The sequence below is a fragment of the Halorubrum sp. CBA1229 genome, assembly GCF_003721435.2.
In the GTDB taxonomy this organism is placed as follows: Archaea; Halobacteriota; Halobacteria; order Halobacteriales; family Haloferacaceae; genus Halorubrum.
Map to the genome: position 1 here is coordinate 1,343,330 of NZ_CP054585.1, position 18,523 is coordinate 1,361,852.

Annotated in this window: 12 protein-coding genes, 2 tRNA genes and 2 rRNA genes; 6 read left to right on the plus strand and 10 right to left on the minus strand. The window is 67.4% G+C overall.

Annotated features, from left to right (window positions below; translation table 11 throughout):
* The first annotated feature begins 169 nt into the window (after window positions 1–169).
* Window positions 170–1,027, plus strand: a complete 858-nt coding sequence (locus tag Hrr1229_RS06735; protein ID WP_123113608.1) for an endonuclease/exonuclease/phosphatase family protein — start codon at window positions 170–172, stop codon at window positions 1,025–1,027.
* Between the two features lie 9 nt (window positions 1,028–1,036).
* Here Hrr1229_RS06735 and Hrr1229_RS06740 read toward each other — a convergent pair whose 3' ends face one another.
* Window positions 1,037–1,753 carry a DUF1028 domain-containing protein gene (locus Hrr1229_RS06740; protein ID WP_123113607.1) on the minus strand — a complete coding sequence of 239 codons (717 nt, stop codon included), beginning with the start codon at window positions 1,751–1,753 and terminating at the stop codon, window positions 1,037–1,039.
* A gap of 818 nt (window positions 1,754–2,571) precedes the next feature.
* On the opposite strand from Hrr1229_RS06740, the gene Hrr1229_RS06745 reads away from it, so the two are divergent.
* The 4 genes from Hrr1229_RS06745 to Hrr1229_RS06760 are packed head-to-tail and all read left to right on the plus strand — an operon-like array spanning window position 2,572 to window position 10,517.
* Window positions 2,572–4,647: a serine protein kinase PrkA gene (locus Hrr1229_RS06745; RefSeq protein WP_123113606.1), complete on the plus strand. Its 2,076-nt coding sequence runs from the start codon at window positions 2,572–2,574 to the stop codon at window positions 4,645–4,647.
* Between the two features lies 1 nt (window position 4,648).
* The gene (locus Hrr1229_RS06750) at window positions 4,649–7,093 is read left to right on the plus strand and encodes a kinase anchor protein (RefSeq protein ID WP_123113605.1); all 2,445 of its coding nucleotides are present in this window, start codon (window positions 4,649–4,651) and stop codon (window positions 7,091–7,093) included.
* Window positions 7,084–8,454, plus strand: coding sequence for a DUF444 family protein (locus Hrr1229_RS06755; protein WP_123113604.1), 1,371 nt, complete (start codon window positions 7,084–7,086; stop codon window positions 8,452–8,454). Before Hrr1229_RS06750 ends, Hrr1229_RS06755 begins: the two co-directional genes overlap by 10 nt.
* A complete protein-coding gene (locus tag Hrr1229_RS06760) occupies window positions 8,454–10,517 on the plus strand; it encodes a SpoVR family protein (RefSeq protein ID WP_123113603.1) in 2,064 nt (687 codons plus the stop codon). The genes Hrr1229_RS06755 and Hrr1229_RS06760 overlap by 1 nt, the downstream gene beginning before the upstream one ends.
* 67 nt (window positions 10,518–10,584) lie before the next feature.
* On the opposite strand, the gene Hrr1229_RS06765 is transcribed toward Hrr1229_RS06760, so the two are convergent.
* Window positions 10,585–11,334 carry a dienelactone hydrolase family protein gene (locus Hrr1229_RS06765; protein ID WP_123113602.1) on the minus strand — a complete coding sequence of 250 codons (750 nt, stop codon included), beginning with the start codon at window positions 11,332–11,334 and terminating at the stop codon, window positions 10,585–10,587.
* Window positions 11,331–11,945 carry a VOC family protein gene (locus tag Hrr1229_RS06770; protein WP_123113601.1) on the minus strand — a complete coding sequence of 205 codons (615 nt, stop codon included), beginning with the start codon at window positions 11,943–11,945 and terminating at the stop codon, window positions 11,331–11,333. Before Hrr1229_RS06770 ends, Hrr1229_RS06765 begins: the two co-directional genes overlap by 4 nt.
* A gap of 151 nt (window positions 11,946–12,096) precedes the next feature.
* Between Hrr1229_RS06770 and Hrr1229_RS06775 the strand changes: the two genes are divergently transcribed.
* Window positions 12,097–12,243, plus strand: coding sequence for a hypothetical protein (locus Hrr1229_RS06775; RefSeq protein ID WP_176329373.1), 147 nt, complete (start codon window positions 12,097–12,099; stop codon window positions 12,241–12,243).
* A 25-nt stretch (window positions 12,244–12,268) separates the two neighbouring features.
* Here the strand turns inward: Hrr1229_RS06775 and Hrr1229_RS06780 are convergent, their stop codons facing one another.
* The 7 genes from Hrr1229_RS06780 to Hrr1229_RS06810 all read right to left on the minus strand — a co-directional run bounded on the left by Hrr1229_RS06780 (window position 12,269) and on the right by Hrr1229_RS06810 (window position 18,412).
* Entirely contained in the window at window positions 12,269–12,478 is a 210-nt protein-coding gene (locus Hrr1229_RS06780; protein WP_123113600.1) for a hypothetical protein, read from the minus strand.
* A 140-nt stretch (window positions 12,479–12,618) separates the two neighbouring features.
* A complete protein-coding gene (locus Hrr1229_RS06785) occupies window positions 12,619–13,464 on the minus strand; it encodes a hypothetical protein (RefSeq protein WP_123114897.1) in 846 nt (281 codons plus the stop codon).
* Window positions 13,465–13,565: 101 nt separating this feature from the next.
* The gene (locus Hrr1229_RS06790; protein WP_123113599.1) at window positions 13,566–14,354 is read right to left on the minus strand and encodes a cobalt-precorrin-7 (C(5))-methyltransferase; all 789 of its coding nucleotides are present in this window, start codon (window positions 14,352–14,354) and stop codon (window positions 13,566–13,568) included.
* A gap of 316 nt (window positions 14,355–14,670) precedes the next feature.
* A tRNA-Cys gene (locus tag Hrr1229_RS06795) sits at window positions 14,671–14,746 on the minus strand.
* A gap of 142 nt (window positions 14,747–14,888) precedes the next feature.
* A 5S ribosomal RNA gene (gene rrf, locus Hrr1229_RS06800) occupies window positions 14,889–15,010 on the minus strand.
* A 150-nt stretch (window positions 15,011–15,160) separates the two neighbouring features.
* Window positions 15,161–18,077, minus strand: a 23S ribosomal RNA gene (locus tag Hrr1229_RS06805).
* Between the two features lie 263 nt (window positions 18,078–18,340).
* Window positions 18,341–18,412: transfer RNA gene (locus tag Hrr1229_RS06810), tRNA-Ala, on the minus strand.
* Window positions 18,413–18,523 lie beyond the last annotated feature (111 nt).

Below are 18,523 nucleotides of genomic sequence, written 5' to 3' on the forward strand. Positions count from 1 at the left end.
CGTGCGCGGTCCTCCCGGCTGGGGCTTTGGAAGTGTTCACCGCGGAGCCATAGGCAATTACTTATAAACGACCGACTGGAACGCCGCCACGATACCCGCTGATATCGTACTAGTCGAACTCGCGATCGCTCCGCGTCATTTAATCGGCTCGCCCGCGACGCACACCGTAATGACCGCGCTTCGGGTGCTGAGCTACAACGTCCGCTACGCCAACCGGGGCGACCACCACGACGCCTGGCACGACCGCCGGGACGCGGTGGGGAGGCTCGTCCGCTTCCACCGCCCGGACGTCGCCGCGTTCCAGGAGCCGCTCCCCGAGCAGCGCCGGGACCTCCGCGAGCGGCTCCCGGCGTACGAATTCGTCGGGCGGGGGCGAGGGAGGGACGGCAAAGGGGAGGGGTGCCCGATCGCGATCCGCGCCGACCGCTGGGAGGTCGTCGACGACGACACGTTCTGGCTCTCAGAGACGCCCGACCGACAGTCGGTCGGCTGGGACGCCGCCCACCCGCGGATCGCGACGTGGGCGCGAGTCCGGGCCGTCGACGGCGACGCGGACGCGCCCGCGGAACTGCTCGTCGTCAACACGCACTTCGACCACGTCAGCGCGGACGCCCGGCGGGGAGCCGCGCGGTTGCTCCGCGAGCGACTCCCCGAACTGGCGAGCGCGGGCGCGAGCGACTCCGCCGGGTCGGCCCCGGTCGCGCTCGTCGGCGATCTGAACTGCACGCCGGGCTCGGACCCGCATCGGATCCTCCTCGGCGACGATCCGGAGGGGGACTCCGGGAGCCCGAGGAACGCGGACGACGACCCGCTCCGGCTCCGCGACGCGGCCGCGGCCGCCGACCTCAGACACGGCCCGCGCACCAGCCTCACCGACTTCTCGCGGCTGATCGACGGCCGGCGGATCGACCACGCGCTCGTCTCGTCCGAGTTCGACGTCGAGGCGTTCGCCACGCTGACCGACCGCGACGACCGCGGCCGGTACCCGTCCGATCACCTGCCGATCCTGACGCGGCTGTCGCTGTAACGTCGAGATCTACTCGTCGTCGGCCTCAGCGTCGGCGCCCTCGTCCATCTCGTCGGCGTACTTCTCTAACACCGTCTCGTAGCCGCGCTTCGCCGTCTCGTACGTCTCGCGGAGGTCGGCCACCGGCGTCTCGCTCGCGTCGACGCGGAGGTCGTTGTAGTACGGGTCGTCGACCTCTTCCTCCGTGTTCCGGACGAGAAGCGCCGCGGACTGGACCTCCAGATCCTCGCGCTTGTCGCCGCCGGCGGCGTGGCCGGCCGCGAGCGCGTCGATCAGCCGCTCCGCGAGCGGGGCGTCACCGTGGGCGGCGGACTCGTAGGCGGCTGCGGTGTCGTCTATCACGTCCTCGCCCGTCAGGAGGTTGCCGGCGACGGTGTAGTTCTCGCCGACGACGTGGCCGTACCAGTCGTTGCACTCGTCGCCCGAGAACGCGAAGGTCTCGTCGGCGTCAACGCCGTGGAGCTGGCGCTGCGGCTTCCCCTCGTCGGCATTTAAAAGCGCCTCCAGCGCGTCGTCGACCGCGAGCCCGTCCCCGAGGTACTCGATCCCCTTCCGCCCGAGTTCGACGTTGACGAGCGACTGGGTCGCCACCGCGCCGTCCGCCGACGCGAACGGACACAGCGTGCCCACCCCCGGCAGCCGGGTGGTCACCGCCACGCCGTAGCGGACTTGGTCGTCGCCGTCGTCGTCGGTGTACCGCTCGCGAACGCAGATGCTGAACGTCACACCGGTCGTGGGAGGGCGACCGGCAAAAGCCCCCGTGCCGGGGGCGACGTTTCCGGTTCCCGCCGTCGACGGGTCGGTCGCAAAATGACCCGTGTGAACTGGCGACACACTTATGAATGAGAATCGGCTGTCATTCGTTTAGGTTCCGTGCGCGGCTAGGCAGCGTGAACGGAGCCTGAGGCAACTATTAGCCTCGAAATCAAGTTCGAGGTCGGTAGAGGAGTGATCCTCCTCGTACTGATTCTCGTCACGCACCTGTGAAAGCGGGTGCTAAGCGATCGAAGGTACGTGACCTGAGGGGTCACGCGACTAGGCAGCGCAGGAGACGATACAGGGTGGTTGGTCTAAAGATTTTTGTCGAATATCGGATGATTAGCCGTCGCCGTCGGTGCACCGCTCGCGAACGCAGATACCGAACGTCACGCTAGGAGCAAGGGGGCGCGCGGCAGAAGCTCTCACCCTAAGGTCGACGTTTCCGGTCCCCGCCGTCAACGGCTCCGATTCGACGGCCGATCGCTCACACCCTCGTTTTATTCCCGCTACACTCCGATACCGGCCGTTCGAACCGACGAAACCCGCAGAGAGCAGGGAGATCCGCGGTCACGTGTCACGTGTGAACTGCCGACACACTTATCAGTGAGAATCCCTCCCATACATATAGCCTCGGTTACGGGCGAAACGGCGACCCGCGGCGGGTCCCCCTCGACGACAGCGGCGTTCGCGGCTCGATGAGCCGTCGTACCGGCACGGAGAGCCGCGCCGCCGTCGAACGCGGTCCGGCCGTCGAGGACCCTCGCCCGTCCGAGAGACGTGATACGATGACAGAACGACACACGCTCGAACGGCTCAGCGAGGAGTACCGGACGAACGTCCCGGACGACCTCCGGGAGCCCCGCTCGTTCGACTGGTACCTCGACGCGGTGTACGAGGAGCCGCGCATCGCGCGGAACGCCCACCAGCGCGTCGCCGACATGTTCGACCACTACGGCACGCGGTACGACGAGGAGCGCGGGGTCGTCGAGTACGCGCTCGCCGCGGACGACCCCCTCCACGACGGCGAGAACGTCTTCTACGGCCGCGAGGTCCACGAGGCGATCCACGAGTTCGTCAACAAGGTGAAGTCCGGCGCCCGCGGGCTCGGCCCCGAGAAGCGTATCAAGCTCCTCTTGGGCCCCGTCGGCTCCGGCAAGTCGCACTTCGACTGGCTCACGCGCCGGTACTTCGAGGCGTACACCCGCGAGGAGGCCGGCCGGATGTACACCTTCCGGTGGATCAACCTCTGCTCGGTGATCGACGACCAGGACCCGGGCGACGACGCGGTGCGCTCGCCGATGAATCAGGACCCGCTCGTGCTCCTCCCGCGCCCGCAGCGCGAGGCGGTGATCGACGAGATCAACGAGCGACTTGACGCCCCCTACACCCTCCGAAACGACCAGCACCCGGACCCGGCCTCCGAGTTCTATTTAAACGAGCTGCTCGCGCACTACGACGACGACTTACAGCGCGTGCTCGACGAGCACGTCGAGGTCGTCCGGCTCGTGGCCGACGAGAACCGCCGGGAGTGCATCGAGACGTTCGAGCCGAAAGACAAGAAGAACCAAGACGAGACGGAGCTCACCGGCGACGTCAACTACGCGAAGCTCGCCGTCTACGGCGAGTCCGACCCGCGCGCGTTCGACTACGCCGGCGCGTTCTGTAACGCGAACCGCGGGCTCTTCTCCGGCGAGGAGCTGCTCAAACTGCAGCGCGAGTTCCTCTACGACTTCCTCCACGCCTCCCAGGAGTCGACGATCAAGCCGAAGAACAACCCCCGGATCGACATCGACCAGGTGATCGTCGGCCGGACGAACATGCCGGAGTACCGCGAGAAGACCGGCGACGAGAAGATGGAGGCGTTCAACGACCGCACCAAGCGGATCGACTACCCGTACGTGCTGGAGTACGACAGCGAGGCGAAGATCTACGAGAAGATGCTCGCCAACGCCGACGTGCCGAACGTCCACGTCGAGCCGCACGCGCTGGAGATGGCCGGCCTCTTCGGCGTGCTCACGCGGTTAGAGGAGCCCACCGACGAGACGGTGAGCCTCCTCGACAAGGCGAAGGTGTACAACGGCGAGTTAGAGGACGAGGAGATCGACCGCCGGAAGCTCCGGGAGGACGCCGCCGAGGAGGCCGACGTGAGCGAGGGGATGGACGGCGTCTCCGCCCGGTTCATCGGCGACGAGATCGCCGAGGCGATCATGGACGCCACCCACCGCGAGCGCGGATACCTGTCGCCGCTGTCCGTCTTCGACCACTTCGAGGCGAACCTCGGCGGCCACGGCTCCATCGCGGCCGACGACCTCGATCGGTACGAGCGCCTCCTCGAAACCGTCCGCGAGGAGTACCGCGAGCGCGCCATCGAGGACGTCCGACACGCGCTGGCGTACGACGTCGACGAGCTCCGTCGCCAGGGCGAGAAGTACATGGACCACGTGATGGCGTACATCGACGACGACACCGTCGACGACGAGCTCACCGGCCGCGAGACGGAGCCCGACGAGACGTTCATGCGCGCGGTCGAAGAGCAGCTCGACGTCCCCTCGGACCGGAAGGACGACTTCCGCCAGGAGGTGTCGAACTGGGTGTCGCGGCGCGCCCGCGAGGGCCGCGGCTTCGACCCGCAGGAGAACGACCGCCTCCGGCGCGCGTTAGAGCGCAAGCTGTGGGAGGACAAGAAGCACAACATCAACTTCTCCGCGCTGGTCTCCGCGACCGACCTCGACGACGAGGAGCGCAGCGCCTGGGTCGACGCCTTAGTCGACCGGGGCTACTCCGAGGACGGCGCGGCGGAGGTGTTAGAGTACGCGGGCGCCGCCGTCGCCCGCTCGGAGATCGAGGACGGCGGGGGCTGAGATGAGCGAGTCCGACCGGTCCGACGGCGAGGGGTTCGTCCGGGCGGCCGACGAGACCCTGCGGGGCGCGTACGACCCGCCGATGAGCCTCGACGAGTACGTCGACCGCGTGTTGGAGAACCCGGTCGCCGCCGCCTCCGGCGCGCGCTACGTGCTCGCGGCGATCGAGTCCGAGGGCACCCGCGAGGTCCGCGAGCGCGGGGAGCGTCGGGAGCGGTACCGCTTCTTCGACGACCCGTTCAACGACGGCGAACACGCCGTCCTCGGCAACACCGCCGCGCTCAACGCGTTCGTCGACGACCTCCGGGCCGCCGCGGCCGGCCGCGGGAACGACGAGAGCATCGTCTGGATCGACGGCCCCACCGCGACCGGGAAGTCGGAGTTCAAGCGCTGTCTGGTGAACGGGCTCCGCGAGTTCTCGAAGACCGAGGCCGGGCGCCGCTACACCGTCGAGTGGAACGTCACCGGCGCCGGGAGCGGGATCGGTGGGGGCGGGGCGGGCGCCGCGTCGCTCTCGTACGGCGACGGCGGCGACGCCTCCGCGTGGTACCGCAGCCCGGTGCAGGCGCATCCCCTCTCGGTGTTCCCCGAGGACGTTCGGGAGTCGATCGCCGACGCCGTCGACGACGACGCCTACCCGATCGCCGCCGACGTCGACCTCGACCCGTTCAGCCGCGAGGCGTACGACCACCTGGAGTCGGCGTACCGCGACGAGGGGCGCCGGGACCTGTTCTCGGCGATCACCGACCGCGACCACCTCCGCGTGACGAGCTACGTCGTCGACGTCGGCGAGGGGATCGGCGTGCTCCACGCCGAGGACGACGGCACGCCGAAAGAGCGGCTCGTCGGCTCGTGGATGGGCGGCATGCTCCGCGAGCTCGACTCGCGCGGGCGCAAGAACCCGCAGGCGTTCAGCTACGACGGCGTGCTCTCGCAGGGGAACGGCGTCGCCACCGTCGTCGAGGACGCCAGCCAGCACGCCGACCTGCTCCGCCGGCTGCTCAACGTCCCCGACGAGCGCCGCGTGAAGCTCGACAAGGGGATCGGGATGGATCTGGACACCCAGCTGATCGTCATCTCGAACCCGGACCTCGACGCCGAGCTCGACCGCCACGCCGAGCGCGAGGGGGCCGACCCCCTGAAGGCGCTGAAGCGGCGGCTCACCCGCCACGAGTTCCGCTACCTGACGAACCGCCGGCTGGAGGCGGAGCTGCTGCGCCGCGAGGTCGCCGGCGCCCGCGGCGTGCCGACCGTCGACGGGGTCGACGACGGGACGGACGACGAGAGCGAGCGGAACGGCCCCGGCGACCCCGAGCGCGATCCGGACGACGAGCCCGGCGCCGCGGCCCTGACGATCGACGTCCGCGACGACGACGGGACGGTCACCGAGCGCGAGCTCGCGCCCCACGCCGTGGGCGCGGCGGCGCTGTACGCGGTCGTCACGCGGCTCGACACGGAGGACCTCCCGGCCGATTTCGGACTCATCGAGAAGGCGGAGCTGTACGAGACCGGCGAGATCAGGCGCGAGACCGGCGCGGGAGACGACGATCGGATCGCGATCGACGACGTCGACTTCGGCGACGGCGACGGCCGCAACGGGATCCCGGTGACGTACACCCGCGACGTCGTCGCCGACCTGCTGGGGGCCGACGCCGACCGGAGTCACCCGGAGCTCCCGGTCGAGCGGGTGATCACACCGACAGACGTGCTCGACGCGATGGCCGAGCGGCTCTCCGAGGCGCCGCTGTTCTCCCGGTCGGAGGTCGCGGAGTTCGAGAGCCGGAAGGCCCCGGTCGCCGAGCGCGTCCGCGAGCGCCAGCGCGCCGACGTGATCGACGCCGCGCTCGCGGAGGCGACCGTCGCAGAGGAGACGGTGGCCGAGTACGTCGAGCACGTGTACGCGTGGGACGCCGACGAGCCGGTGGAGTCGGAGCGCGGTCCGGAGGAGCCCGACGCGCTCGCGATGAAGGTGTTCGAGACGGAGACGCTCGGTCGGTTCGACGAGGACGACTACTACGGGACCGACCCGACGCGGCAGGTGGCCGAGTTCCGCCGCGAGCGCGTGATCCGGGCGCTCACCCGGTACGCGTGGCGGAACCGCGGCGACGAGTTCAGCGTCGACGACGTCGACCTCGGGGAGATCCCGGAGCTGCGCGAGGTGCTCGACGCGAACGACCTCGCCGACGTGAAGCGTCGGTTCCCGGAGCTCGACCCGGCAGAGTGGGCCGACCCGCCGGCCGACACCGAGACGGCGCGCGTGAAGGCGGCGACGATCGACCGGCTCGTCGACCGCGGGTACAGCCCCGCGTCGGCCGAGCTGACCAGCCGCGCCGTGATGCGCGACGCCCGCGACGAGTGGGCGGACCTCGACGACGAGGGGGACCGCGCCGATCCGCCGCGCGGCGGGCGCGGCGACGGGAACGGGGGTGACGTCTCGTGGGACTGAGCGACGACCGCGAGCGCTTCCGCGAGATCGGCGAGCAGCGCCGCGAGGACCTCGCGGAGTTCATCAGCCACGGCAATCTCGGGCGGTCCGGACCCGACCGGGTCAAGATCCCGGTGAAGATCGTCGACCTCCCCGAGTTCGAGTACGACAAGCGGGAGGCCGGCGGCGTCGGGCAGGGCGGAGACGGCCAGCCGCAGCCCGGCCAGCCGGTCGACCCCGACCCGGACGACGGCGACGAGGAGGGCGACCCCGGCGAGGAGGGCGGCGAGCACGAGTACTACGAGATGGATCCCGAGGAGTTCGCGCGCGAGCTCGACGAGGAGCTCGGGCTCGACCTCGAGCCGAAGGGGAAACGCGTCGTCGAGGAGGTTGAGGGTGACTTCACCGACACCGCGCGCGCCGGGCCGCGCGGCACCCTCGACGTCGACGAGTTCTTCAAGCGCGGGCTGAAGCGCCACCTCGCGACCGACTTCGACGAGGAGTACGTCCGCGAAGGGCTGTTCGTCGCCGGCGCCGACGTCGACGACGCCTTCGCGTGGGCGCGCGACCGAGGGGTCCCCGTCTCGCGGGCGTGGATCGCCGACGCCGCCGCGACCCTCGCCGAGGAGCACGGGACGCCCGTGGCGGCGCTCGACCGGTGGGAGAGCTTCGACGCGCTCGACGAGGAGGTCGACCGCGAGCCGGTGAGCCACCGGATCCGACGAGAGGGGCTCGACAGCATCCCCTTCCGGCGGGAGGACGAGCGGTTCCGCCATCCGGAGGTGATCGAGAAGCGCGAGCGCAACGTCGTCGTCGTCAACGTGCGGGACGCCTCGGGCTCGATGCGCGAGACGAAACGCGAGCTGGTCGAGCGCGTGTTCACCCCGATGGACTGGTACCTGACGGGGAAGTACGACGCCGCGGAGTTCCGGTACGTGGTCCACGACGCGGAGGCGTGGGAGGTCGACCGCGAGGAGTTCTTCGGGATCCAGTCCGGCGGCGGCACCCGGATCTCCAGCGCCTACGAGCTGGTCGCGGAGATATTGGAGGAGTACCCGTACAGCGAGTGGAACCGCTACGTGTTCGCGGCCGGCGACTCGGAGAACTCCGGCAGCGACACGACCGACTCGGTGATCCCGCTGATGGAGTCGATCGACGCCAACCTCCACGCGTACGTGGAGACCCAGCCCGGCGGCGCCGCGCCGAACGCGCGCCACGCCGACGAGGTGGAGAACGCCCTCGGCGACGCCGACAACGTCGCGGTCGCGCGCGTGTCGGAACCGGCCGACGTCACCGACGCCATCTACGAAATCCTCAGCACCGAGTCGTCGGGTGAGACGGCAGAGCCCGGGGCGGCGGCCGGTCGAGGGGGTGATCGCTAATGAGAGACGAGCGCGTGGAGGCGAAACGCGAGGCGGACTCCCTCGACGAGCCCGCCGAGGAAGCCCGCGAACTCGCCAAGCGGCTCGGGCTGGATCCGTACCCGGTCCGGTACTGGGTGGTCGGCCACGACGAGATGAACGAACTGATCGCCTACGGCGGCTTCCAGCGGCGCTACCCGCACTGGCGCTGGGGGATGAACTACGAGCGACAGCGCAAGAAGGACCGCCACGGGCTCGGGAAGGCGTTCGAGATCGTCAACAACGACGACCCGAGCCACGCGTTCCTCCAGGAGTCGAACTCGATCGCCGACCAGAAGGCCGTCATCACGCACGTCGAGGCCCACGCCGACTTCTTCGCGAACAACGGCTGGTTCGGACTGTACGCCGACCGCGGCGAGGGCGGGCCGAACGCCGCGGCGCGGCTGGAGCGCAACGCGGACCGGATCGCCGCGATCGCCGACCGGCCCGACGTCGACCGCGACGAGGTCGAGCGCCTCGTCGACGCCGTGAGCGCGCTCGAGGACACGATCGACCAGCACAGCCCTGTCGATGCCGCCCGGTCGGTCGAGGATCCGGGCGTCGCCGAGGACGTGAACGACCCCGACGAGGACCCGCTCGCGGCGGTCGAAGAGCGGATCGCCGAGCTCGACCTCTCCGAGGAGGTGCGCCGGGACGTGTTCGACGACGAGTGGCTCGACGCGCACGGCGAGGGCGTCGAGCCGGAGGAGCCGCGCCCGGACGTGCTCGCGTTCTTGCGCGACCACGGGAAGCGGTACGACCCCGAGAGCGGGAAGGCGGTCGACCGCGAGCCGTGGGAGACGACCGTCATCGACGCGATCCGCGAGGAGGCGTACTACTTCGCGGGCCAGAAGACGACGAAAGTGATGAACGAGGGGTGGGCGACCTACTGGGAGTCCGTCATGATGGGCGGCGAGGGGTTCGCCGGCCCCGACGAGTTCCTCACCTACGCCGACCACATGGCGCGGGTGCTCGGCTCGCCCGGGATCAACCCCTACAAGCTCGGCTTCGAGTTGTGGACGCACGTAGAGCTGCGGGCCGCCCGCCGCGACGTGATCGACCGCCTGCTCCGCGTCGAGGGGGTGACGGCCGAGAACTTCCACGCCCGGATCGACCTCGACGAGGTCGCCGAGGCGCTCGAACCCCATCCCGCGATCGCCGGCGCGGGACCCGCGACGCTCGACGAGCTCGCCGAACTCGCCGCCGACGGCGACCCGCGGGTCGACGCCGAAGCGGTCGACCGGGCGCTCTCGGCCCGGACCGACGACGGGGGGTTCGACCCCGACGCCGGCCCGGACATCGAGCACTACCCGTGGAAGCTCCTCACCCGCGAGGGGCTGGCGGAGCGCCACTACGTCCTCTCGCGACCGGAACACCGCGGCGCGCTGCGCGACATCTCGCGGGAGACGCTGACGGAGCGTGCCCGGTACATGTTCGACGTCGACCGGTACGCGACGGTCGACGAGGCGCTCGCCGACGTCGACCGGACCGCCGGTTGGGACCGGATGTTGGAGGTGCGCGAGAGCCACAACGACGTGACGTTCATCGACGCGTTCCTCACTGACGAGTTCGTCCGCGAGGGGAACTACTTCACCTACGAGTACAGCCGGGCGGCCGAAGAGCACCGCGTCGCGAGCGTCGACGCCGACGACGTCCGCCGGAAGCTCCTCCTCCAGTTCACGAACTTCGGGAAGCCGACGGTCGTCGTGCTCGACGGCAACTTCCGGAACCGGGGCGAGCTCCTCTTGGGTCACCGGTTCAACGGGGTCGCGATCGACGAGGAATCCGCGAAGGAGACGCTAAAACGGGTCTTCGAGCTGTGGGGGCGCCCCGTGAACCTCGCGACGATCCGCGTCGAGTACTCCGACGAGGCGATCCGGCGGGCGAAGCGCCGGGGGACCGAGCCGGAGGGCGAGGAGGTCGGCGTGCGGTTCCAGTACGACGGCGGCGAGGTGACCGAACACGACCTCGACCCGGAGATCCGCGAGCGGATCGCGGCCGACGAGGTCGACTACGACACCAAGCCGGACGACTGGCTGGCGTGAGCCGGCGGCGAGACCGGGCCGCGACCCGGGCTTTCCCCGGCGACGCGGCCGGACAGCGCTCTCGATCTCACGACAGCGACGCGACAAGCGCGGCGACGGCCTCCGTCTCGTCCTCGTTGATCCCGTGGCCCATCCCCTCGTAGATCCGCTCGTCGACGTCGGCGCCGAGCGCCTCTAACACCGCGGTCGTCTCGTGGACGCGCTCCTCCGGGATGTGCGGGTCGACGTCACTGCAGCCGAGGAACGCCGGGGTTCCCCCGAGCGCCGCGGCGACGTCGCCCTCGATCTCGGCCGCCGCGTGCGAGCGGTAGTCGTCGACGTCGATCGACTCGCCGATCAGGCCGCCGCTCAGGACCGCGAGCCCGCCGTATCGAGCCGGGTTCCGCGCGACGAACTCGCTCGCGAGGCAGGCGCCCTGCGAGAATCCGGCGACGAGGACGCGCTCGGTCGGGATCCCGGCGTCCGTCGCCGTCTCGACCGCGCGGGCAACGGCGCGGAGCCCGGAGCTCCGGCCGGGCTCGTTGTCCGCGACGGGCGCGAGGAAGGAGTTCGGGTACCAGGTGTTCGCGGCCGCCTGCGGGGCGAGTAGTGAGAGACCGGAGGTCTCTCTGACAGCCGGCGGCGAAGCCGCCGACGAGAGCGCAACGTCGCCGGCGCCCGCGACCTCCTTGCCGAAGCCGACGATGCTCCGCGCGGTCGCGCCGCGGCCGTGCACGAGGACGACGGCGGCCTCGGCGTCCGCGACGGGGGTCCCGGCCGTCACCAGCTCCTCGTCGGCGTGGGGGTCGTCTCCCGCGTGAGGCGTCCGGCCGCTCATACGCCGACGCCCGCGTCCGCGTCGGGCAGGTCGTGCTTTATCACCGGGAGGCCGATCTCCTCTAAGGCCGCCTTCATGTGTCGGTCCTTCGCGAAGTCGGCGCCGTCCTCCTCGCGGAGGCGCTGGGCGGTCGCGAGCACTTCGCCCTTCCGGTCGTCCGGGATCTCGTACTTGTCGGCGGAGAGCTCGATGACGAGGCCGTTGTTGTCCTGCGTGTAGATCGAGTGGAAGATCCCGCGGTCGAACACGTTGTATCCCTTGCCGGCCTCCTCTAACGCCGCCATGATGTCCTCGTACTCGTCCGGATCGACGCTGAAGCAGAGGTGGTGGACGGCGCCGGTGCCGGCGCGCTGGCCGCGGGCCGAGGGCCGGTCGTCGCTCACGAAGAACGTCAGGATGCGCCCGTCGCCCGTGTCGAAGAACAGGTGCGTCTGCGACGGGTCGTCGAGGTTCGGCTGGCGGAGGACGAGCGGCATCCCGAGCAGGTCGCGGTAGAAGGCGATCGTGTCGGCCTCGTTGCTTCCCCAGACCGTGATGTGATCGGTGCCGCTGGTGTGGAACGGTGCGTCCGGAAGCTCCGTCGTGACCGGAGCCGCGCTTTCGTCGCTCATACCGGTGGTACGTGACGGGTGCGTATAAAAACGAAAGGGACCCCCGGGTGATCGCCTGACATCGGTGTTATCGCCGTCGAATCGCGAGTGACGATCGCGACTCCCGCCGACGAAGCGGTCGATTTACCCCGCCAACGGCGGATCGGTACCCATGGAGCTACTACTGCACTCCGGCCTCGAACATCCGAACACGCTCTGGATCGCCGTCAGCGCGGTCGTCGCCTTCGCCCTAGGCGTCGGCGTGAGCGTCTACCGGGCGGGAGTGATGGCCACGCTCCGCGACGCGGTCGACGAGTAACGCGGGAGCCCGAACGGAGGGGCGGTCACGGGCGCTGCCAGACCGGCGGGGCGACGCCGAGCGCGCGGACGACGTAGGGGTAGCCGATCGCGACGGCAACGACCAGTCCCGCCGAGAGGAGAAGCCCGGGCGCACCGGCGACCCGTTCGACGAGCGTCAGCACGGCGATCATGAGGAGGAACATCGCGGCCCAGTGCGGGAGGAGCTGTCGGACCTTCTCTGCGGTCGAACTCATGCCTCGGACGACGGGCGCAGGCCATACGAGCGTATCGGGTGGCGTCGCGGTCCGCGAGCGCCAAGCGGAGAATCGTGCCGGAGGAGCGAGAAGCAGGATCGGCGAGAAGAACCGGAATTGGAACGGCAGGCGAACTCAGATCAGTACCGCGAGGGGATGAACGCCGCTCCGAGCAGGAGCAGGGAGGAGAGGAACGCGAGAACCAGCACCCGCGTCAGCCCGCTGTTGTACTGCTGGAACTGGTCGATCTGTGCGACCTGCGACTCGTACTCCTCCATGTCGCTCGACAGCTGCATCGTCGAGGCGTCGGGGAAGTGCGCGACGAAGTCGGTCTCACCGATAGTGACAGTCGCGTGCTGGGTGACTTCGATGCTCTCGGTCTCCGTCGTCTCCCAGACGAGCACCGCCTGGTCCGCCGTGACCTCGTCGACGGTCACGGTGTTGCCGCCGTACTCGAGGGAGTCACCCGCGGCGTACGAGCGCTCCTCGGGTGCCGGGAAGTACTCCTCGGCCGGGACGAGCGTCGACTCGCCGTCCTCGGTGACGACGACGTACTCGCCGTCGTCGCGCTCGACCGTCTCGTTGTCCGCTTGGGGGTCATCCTCGAGGATCGCCTGTCGGTCGAGCACCTCGACGAGCGTGAAGCTATTCGAGTCGTTCCCCTCGGTCTCCACGCGCCACTCCCGGTCGCCGACCTGAACCGTCGACTCGTTCGCCCAGGCCTCCGACTGTTCCACCGTGACGTTGCGCTCGAGCGTCCCGACGATAGAGGTCCCGCCGCCACCGCCACCGTGACCACCGCCGCCTCCCTCCTCGACCTCGGTGATCTCGGCGACGACGTACTCCTCTCCGCCGACTTCGACCGGGTCACCCGTCGAGACTTCGAAGTCGGGGTTTTCGAAGCCGATCTCCGGGCTATCGGCCGTCGCGGTGAGAACACCCGCTCCGCCCGCGATCAGCACGAAGAGCGCGACGTACACGGCCACAGCGCGTCGTTGCATGGTTTCAGCATGGGTCACCCCGTGTATAACGGTTACTAAGCCGCTCCGTCGGGACGGCCGAACCTCGCCACCGCTCTGCCTCGGCCCTACCGGCGGACGACCAGTACGGACAGGTCCGAGAACGGCGTGTCCGACCGCGCGGTGCCGCCGGCGTGGCGCGCGAGCTCACCGACGGTCGTCCGCGTGATCGCCTCGTCGTCGCGGGTGAGCCGCTCGCAGACGAGCGCGACGTCCGACCGCTCGCAGCCGTGATCGAGCAGGTCGCGAGCGATATCGCCGGGCATCCAGTCGAACGGACGCGGGAGGACGAGCAGGTGCCGCTGGCCCGCGTCACGCCGAAGCCGAGCGAGGTCGTCGCCGAGGTCGCCGCTCTTGTGGAGCGTGACGAAGGTCGCGTCCTCCATGGGCGTCCGGCCCCGGCTCGCCGCGACCTGAAGCGAAGAGATCCCCGGGACGACGCGGAAGGCGACCGAACCGCCGGTCGCCTCGTCGAGCGCGCGTTCGACCTTGCCGACGAACTGATAGCCCGAGTGGTTCGGATCGCCCATCAACACCGCTGTCCCCCGCTCCCCGTCCGCGACCCGTTCGGCGAACGTCGCCAGCGCGGTCGCCTCGTCGCGGTAGCCGCAGGCCACGCAGTCGGCGTCCGTGCGATCACGGACGAGGTCGACGACCGTCTCGAAGCCGACGACGACGTCGGCCGCCCGGATCGCTCGCTCCGCCCGCGGAACGAGGTGCTCCGGATTCCCCGGACCGACACCGACGGCGTGCACCACGCGTCCATCGTCGTCCGCGCACGCGGGTTCGGGCGTCGCCGCCGCGTAGTCCGCCGGGTCCGGTCCCGCGTCGAGGTCGTACGAGGCGTCGTCGCTCACGTCACACCCCGACGACGGGCGCCGCGGCTCTCCGGTCGATACCGTGGCCGACGGGCCGTCCGCGGTGCCCCTCCGAGAAGTCGATGCGCCCGGCGAGAGTCGAGTCGTCCACGTGAGCCGGAAACGACACCGAGCGCTCTATACGTTCGGGTTGCGGTAGCCCAGCGAGTGTCACCGGCGACGATCGTCGCTCGACCGTCCACCGCGAACCAGCGGCGGTCACCGAAGCCGCGATGTTGAGGCCGGAGTGTTACGGGTGAACGCGACGGTGCCGATACCCGTCGCTGTCCGACTCGTCGTTCGTGATGAAAATGAAAGCCAAGGGCCGGATTTGAACCGGCGTTGGGCGGCTCTGCAGGCCGCTGCGTCTGACCAGACTCTGCCACCTTGGCGCTGATCGAAAGTACCGCAGTCGAGCGTTTAAGCCTAGCGGTCACGAGCGAGGCCGTGGCCGCCGCTCGGGAAGATATTGAAGACGGCCGCAAACCGGATGGGTTGCGGGCGTGATGTGTGGGGCAATCGCCCCTATGAGTGGGCAGGCGGCGAACCGCGGTTCCCAGAGGATCGCTCACTCCAGTACTTCCCGGTACGCTGGTGGGCTTAACTTCCGTGTTCGGAATGGGTACGGGTGTTCCCCCACCGCTCTGGCCGCCTTTACGCTGACGCTCGGACTCGAACCGAACCTCCCTACACGTCTGTGTAGCGAGACGCCTGTGTCAGTGGTCCCGATCTCCCGATCGGCCGACCGTGTATACGTGCGATCCAGTTACCGCCTGAACTCATGCGAGTGTGGTGTCAGTGCCGTATGATTGTGGCTTCGGTCTGTTAGTGCTCGTGGACTCAACACCTCGTTGCCTCGGTGCGTACATCCCGAGTCTATCGAACTCGTCTTCTACGAGTGACCTCAACGGTACTTCTTTTCCATGTGGGTTTCGAGCTTAGATGCGTTCAGCTCTTACCCCGTGTCGCGTGGCTACCCGGCAGTGCTCTCTCGAACAACCGGTACACCAGTGGCGACCAAACGTAGTTCCTCTCGTACTATACGTTCGTTCACGTCAAGTACCTTGACACCCCCAATAGATAGCAGCCGACCTGTCTCACGACGGTCTAAACCCAGCTCACGACCTCCTTTAATAGGCGAACAACCTCACCCTTGCCCGCTTCTGCACGGGCAGGATGGAGGGAACCGACATCGAGGTAGCAAGCCACCCGGTCGATATGTGCTCTTGCGGGTGACGACTCTGTTATCCCTAAGGTAGCTTTTCTGTCATCTACGGGCCCCATTCCGGAGCCTCGTAGGTTCGCTAGACCACGCTTTCGCGTCAGCGTCACTCGTTGGGAATGACACTGTCAGACCATCTTGTGCTCTTGCGCTCTTCGCCGGATTCCCGACCCGGCTGAGATGATCTTCGGGCGCGCTCGATATCTTTTCGAGCGCGTACCGCCCCAGTCAAACTGCCCGGCTACCGGTGTACTCCTCCCGGAGTGAGAGTCGCAGTCACCGACGGGTAGTATTTCAATGCTGACTCGGTGGCGTGCTGGCGCACGTACCTGTGTAATGTCTCCTACCTATGCTGCACATCGGCGACCACGTCTCAGCGACAGCCTGCAGTAAAGCTCTATAGGGTCTTCGCTTCCCCTTGGGGGTCTCCAGACTCCGCACTGGAACGTACAGTTCACCGGGTCCAACGTTGGGACAGTGGCGCTCTCGTTTATCCATTCATGCAAGCCGCTACTGAAGCGGCAAGGTACTACGCTACCTTAAGAGGGTCATAGTTACCCCCGCCGTTGACGGGTCCTTCGTCCTCTTGTACGAGGTGTTCAGATACCCGCACTGGGCAGGATTCAGTGACCGTACGAGTCCTTGCGGATTTGCGGTCACCTGTGTTGTTATTAGACAGTCGGAGCGCCCGAGTCACTGCGACCTGCTCCGTAGAGAGCAGGCATCCCTTCTTCCGAAGGTACGGGACTAACTTGCCGAATTCCCTAACGTCGGTTCTCCCGACAGGCCGTGGCTTTCGCTGCCAGAGCACCTGTGTCGGATCTCGGTACGGACATCGTGCTTGTCTTTTCACGGGCCCTATGTACGGCTGACTTGCGCTATCTCGCGCTTCGCTCGCTTCGTGCCGTGACGGCTTCCACGAGTTTCCACGATTCGACCGGGCGAAAGCCCGGCTCAGCGTTCCACACGGCGTCGACGTTTACTGCACGATGGCACTGGAATCTTAACCAGTTTCCCGTTGATGCAGTCGAGTTGCGGTGCATCTTAGGACCGGCTGACCCTCGGCTGAGTGGCAGTGCCGAGGAACCCTTGCTCATCAGGCCGTCGAGGTTCTCACCCGACTATCGCTGCTACTGTGACCAGGATTGTCGTTTCTGAACGGTCCACGCGAGCTCTCGCCCGAGCTTCCATCCGAACAGAACGCCAACCTACGCGGTCGCCCTGTCACGGGCGCGGCCAGGTCTCGGTGGTAGATTTGAGCCCCGATCATTTTGGGCGCCTCAAACCTCGGCCGGTAAGCTGTTACGCTTTTCTTAGAGGGTAGCTGCTTCTAAGCTCACCTCCCGGCTGTTTAGGGCTTGAGACCACCTTCGAATCGCACTTAATCTACACTTTGGGACCTTAACCCGGCTCTGGGTTGTTCCCCTCATGGTGCACAGGCTTACCCCGCACACCGGACTCCCTTCGTCTACAGCGCCTGCGGGTTTGGAGTTTGACAGGATGGCCGACTCCTCTCGGAGGCGGGTCATCCAATCGGTAGCTCTACCCCGCGGGCTACCTCGGAAGAGGTCATGCTTCGACATGTTTCGGTTGGAACCAGCTGTTGCCAGGCTCGATGGGCCTTTCACCCCTATGCGCAGATCACGAGAGGATATTGTAGAATACCACCTCTAACGGGCCTCCACGTGGCTTTCGCCACGCTTCACCCTGCCTGCGTATAGATCGCCTGGTTTCGGGTCGCACCCAATTGACTCCCCGCGCTTGAACACGGTGGCCCTCGCACGTATGTGCTGCGGCCGTATCGGTTTCCCTGCGCCTTCCTCGGTTCACGAGTTAGACTTGCCAATCAAGTGCACTCCCTGGGTCGTTTTTCAAAACGCACGACACGACGCCGGCTCGTCTCTCTTCCTACTAGAGAATCGCTTCTCGGTCGTTTTGAGAGACGCCTTGTACGCCCTGTCGCTCGATCGCCAGCTGATTTCAGGCCCTATTGCACCGCCCTTCTCGGGGTGCTTTTCAGCGTTCGCTCACGCTACTTGTTCGCTATCGGTCTCGAGGAGTGTTTAGCCTTCTCAGGGGATGCCTGAGTTGTTCACAGAGGATATCCGACCCCTGCTACTCTGGTATTGACGCCAACGGTACTGCACTCTCGTACGGGGTTGTCACCCTGTGTCACGCTCCGTTCCAGGAGACTTCTGAGAGTGGGTCGCGTTTTGGTTGTCAACCCGAACACCACATTGGTCCGAAGACCTTCGGTTTGGGCTGTGTCGCGGTCACTCGCGGTTACTAACGACATCGCTATTGCGTTCTTTTCCTTCCCTTACTGAGATGTTTCAATTCAGGGAGTTCCCTATTGCGCGTGGCAATTGTAAACGGATTCCGATTCGGAGATCTCATGTTCTTTCCCTCCATGCGGGTCCCATGAGCTTTTCGCAGCTTGGCACGTCCTTCGTCGGCTCTCGAGCCGAGCCATTCACCAGCTGGCACAGTAGCCAGTAGTGTGTTGGACGGTTCCGTAAGGAACCTCCAACGGTGTCAAGTGACGTAGTGTCACCCGACTGTATATGGTTCACTGACGTTCCACGAACTCGTATGAGTTCAGTGGACGTCTGGATCGCACGTATACACGGTCGTCATCGAATCGCCCTGGCGGGGCGTTCGTCGAACCCTTCCCATCCGCGGTTTCCCGGGATGGTGCATCGGTCGTCGTAACCCAACGGAATCGCGTCGCCCACTTAAGGGGACGGATTCGCGCTGGGGGACATGGACTCACTGGGATTCGAACCCAGGGCATCCTCCTTGCAAGGGAGGCACTCTACCGCTGAGCTATGAGCCCACCTTCCCGTGAGGGAAGGGGTGGTCTGCGCGTGTGTGTGTGTAGTGTGAGCCGTGGTAGTTCGTCGGTGTCCAGGGCGGTGGGTGGTCGGACACGCGACCATGCATGAGT

Bases quoted from the DNA above. Each gene is read 5' to 3' on its own strand.
- Hrr1229_RS06735 (WP_123113608.1), top strand. From the start codon at position 170: ATGACCGCGCTTCGGGTGCTGAGCTACAACGTCCGCTACGCCAACCGG.
- Hrr1229_RS06745 (WP_123113606.1), top strand. From the start codon at position 2,572: ATGACAGAACGACACACGCTCGAACGGCTCAGCGAGGAGTACCGGACG.
- Hrr1229_RS06750 (WP_123113605.1), top strand. From the start codon at position 4,649: ATGAGCGAGTCCGACCGGTCCGACGGCGAGGGGTTCGTCCGGGCGGCC.
- Hrr1229_RS06760 (WP_123113603.1), top strand. From the start codon at position 8,454: ATGAGAGACGAGCGCGTGGAGGCGAAACGCGAGGCGGACTCCCTCGAC.
- Hrr1229_RS06765 (WP_123113602.1), bottom strand. From the start codon at position 11,334: ATGAGCGGCCGGACGCCTCACGCGGGAGACGACCCCCACGCCGACGAG.
- Hrr1229_RS06770 (WP_123113601.1), bottom strand. From the start codon at position 11,945: ATGAGCGACGAAAGCGCGGCTCCGGTCACGACGGAGCTTCCGGACGCA.
- Hrr1229_RS06775 (WP_176329373.1), top strand. From the start codon at position 12,097: ATGGAGCTACTACTGCACTCCGGCCTCGAACATCCGAACACGCTCTGG.
- Hrr1229_RS06780 (WP_123113600.1), bottom strand. From the start codon at position 12,478: ATGAGTTCGACCGCAGAGAAGGTCCGACAGCTCCTCCCGCACTGGGCC.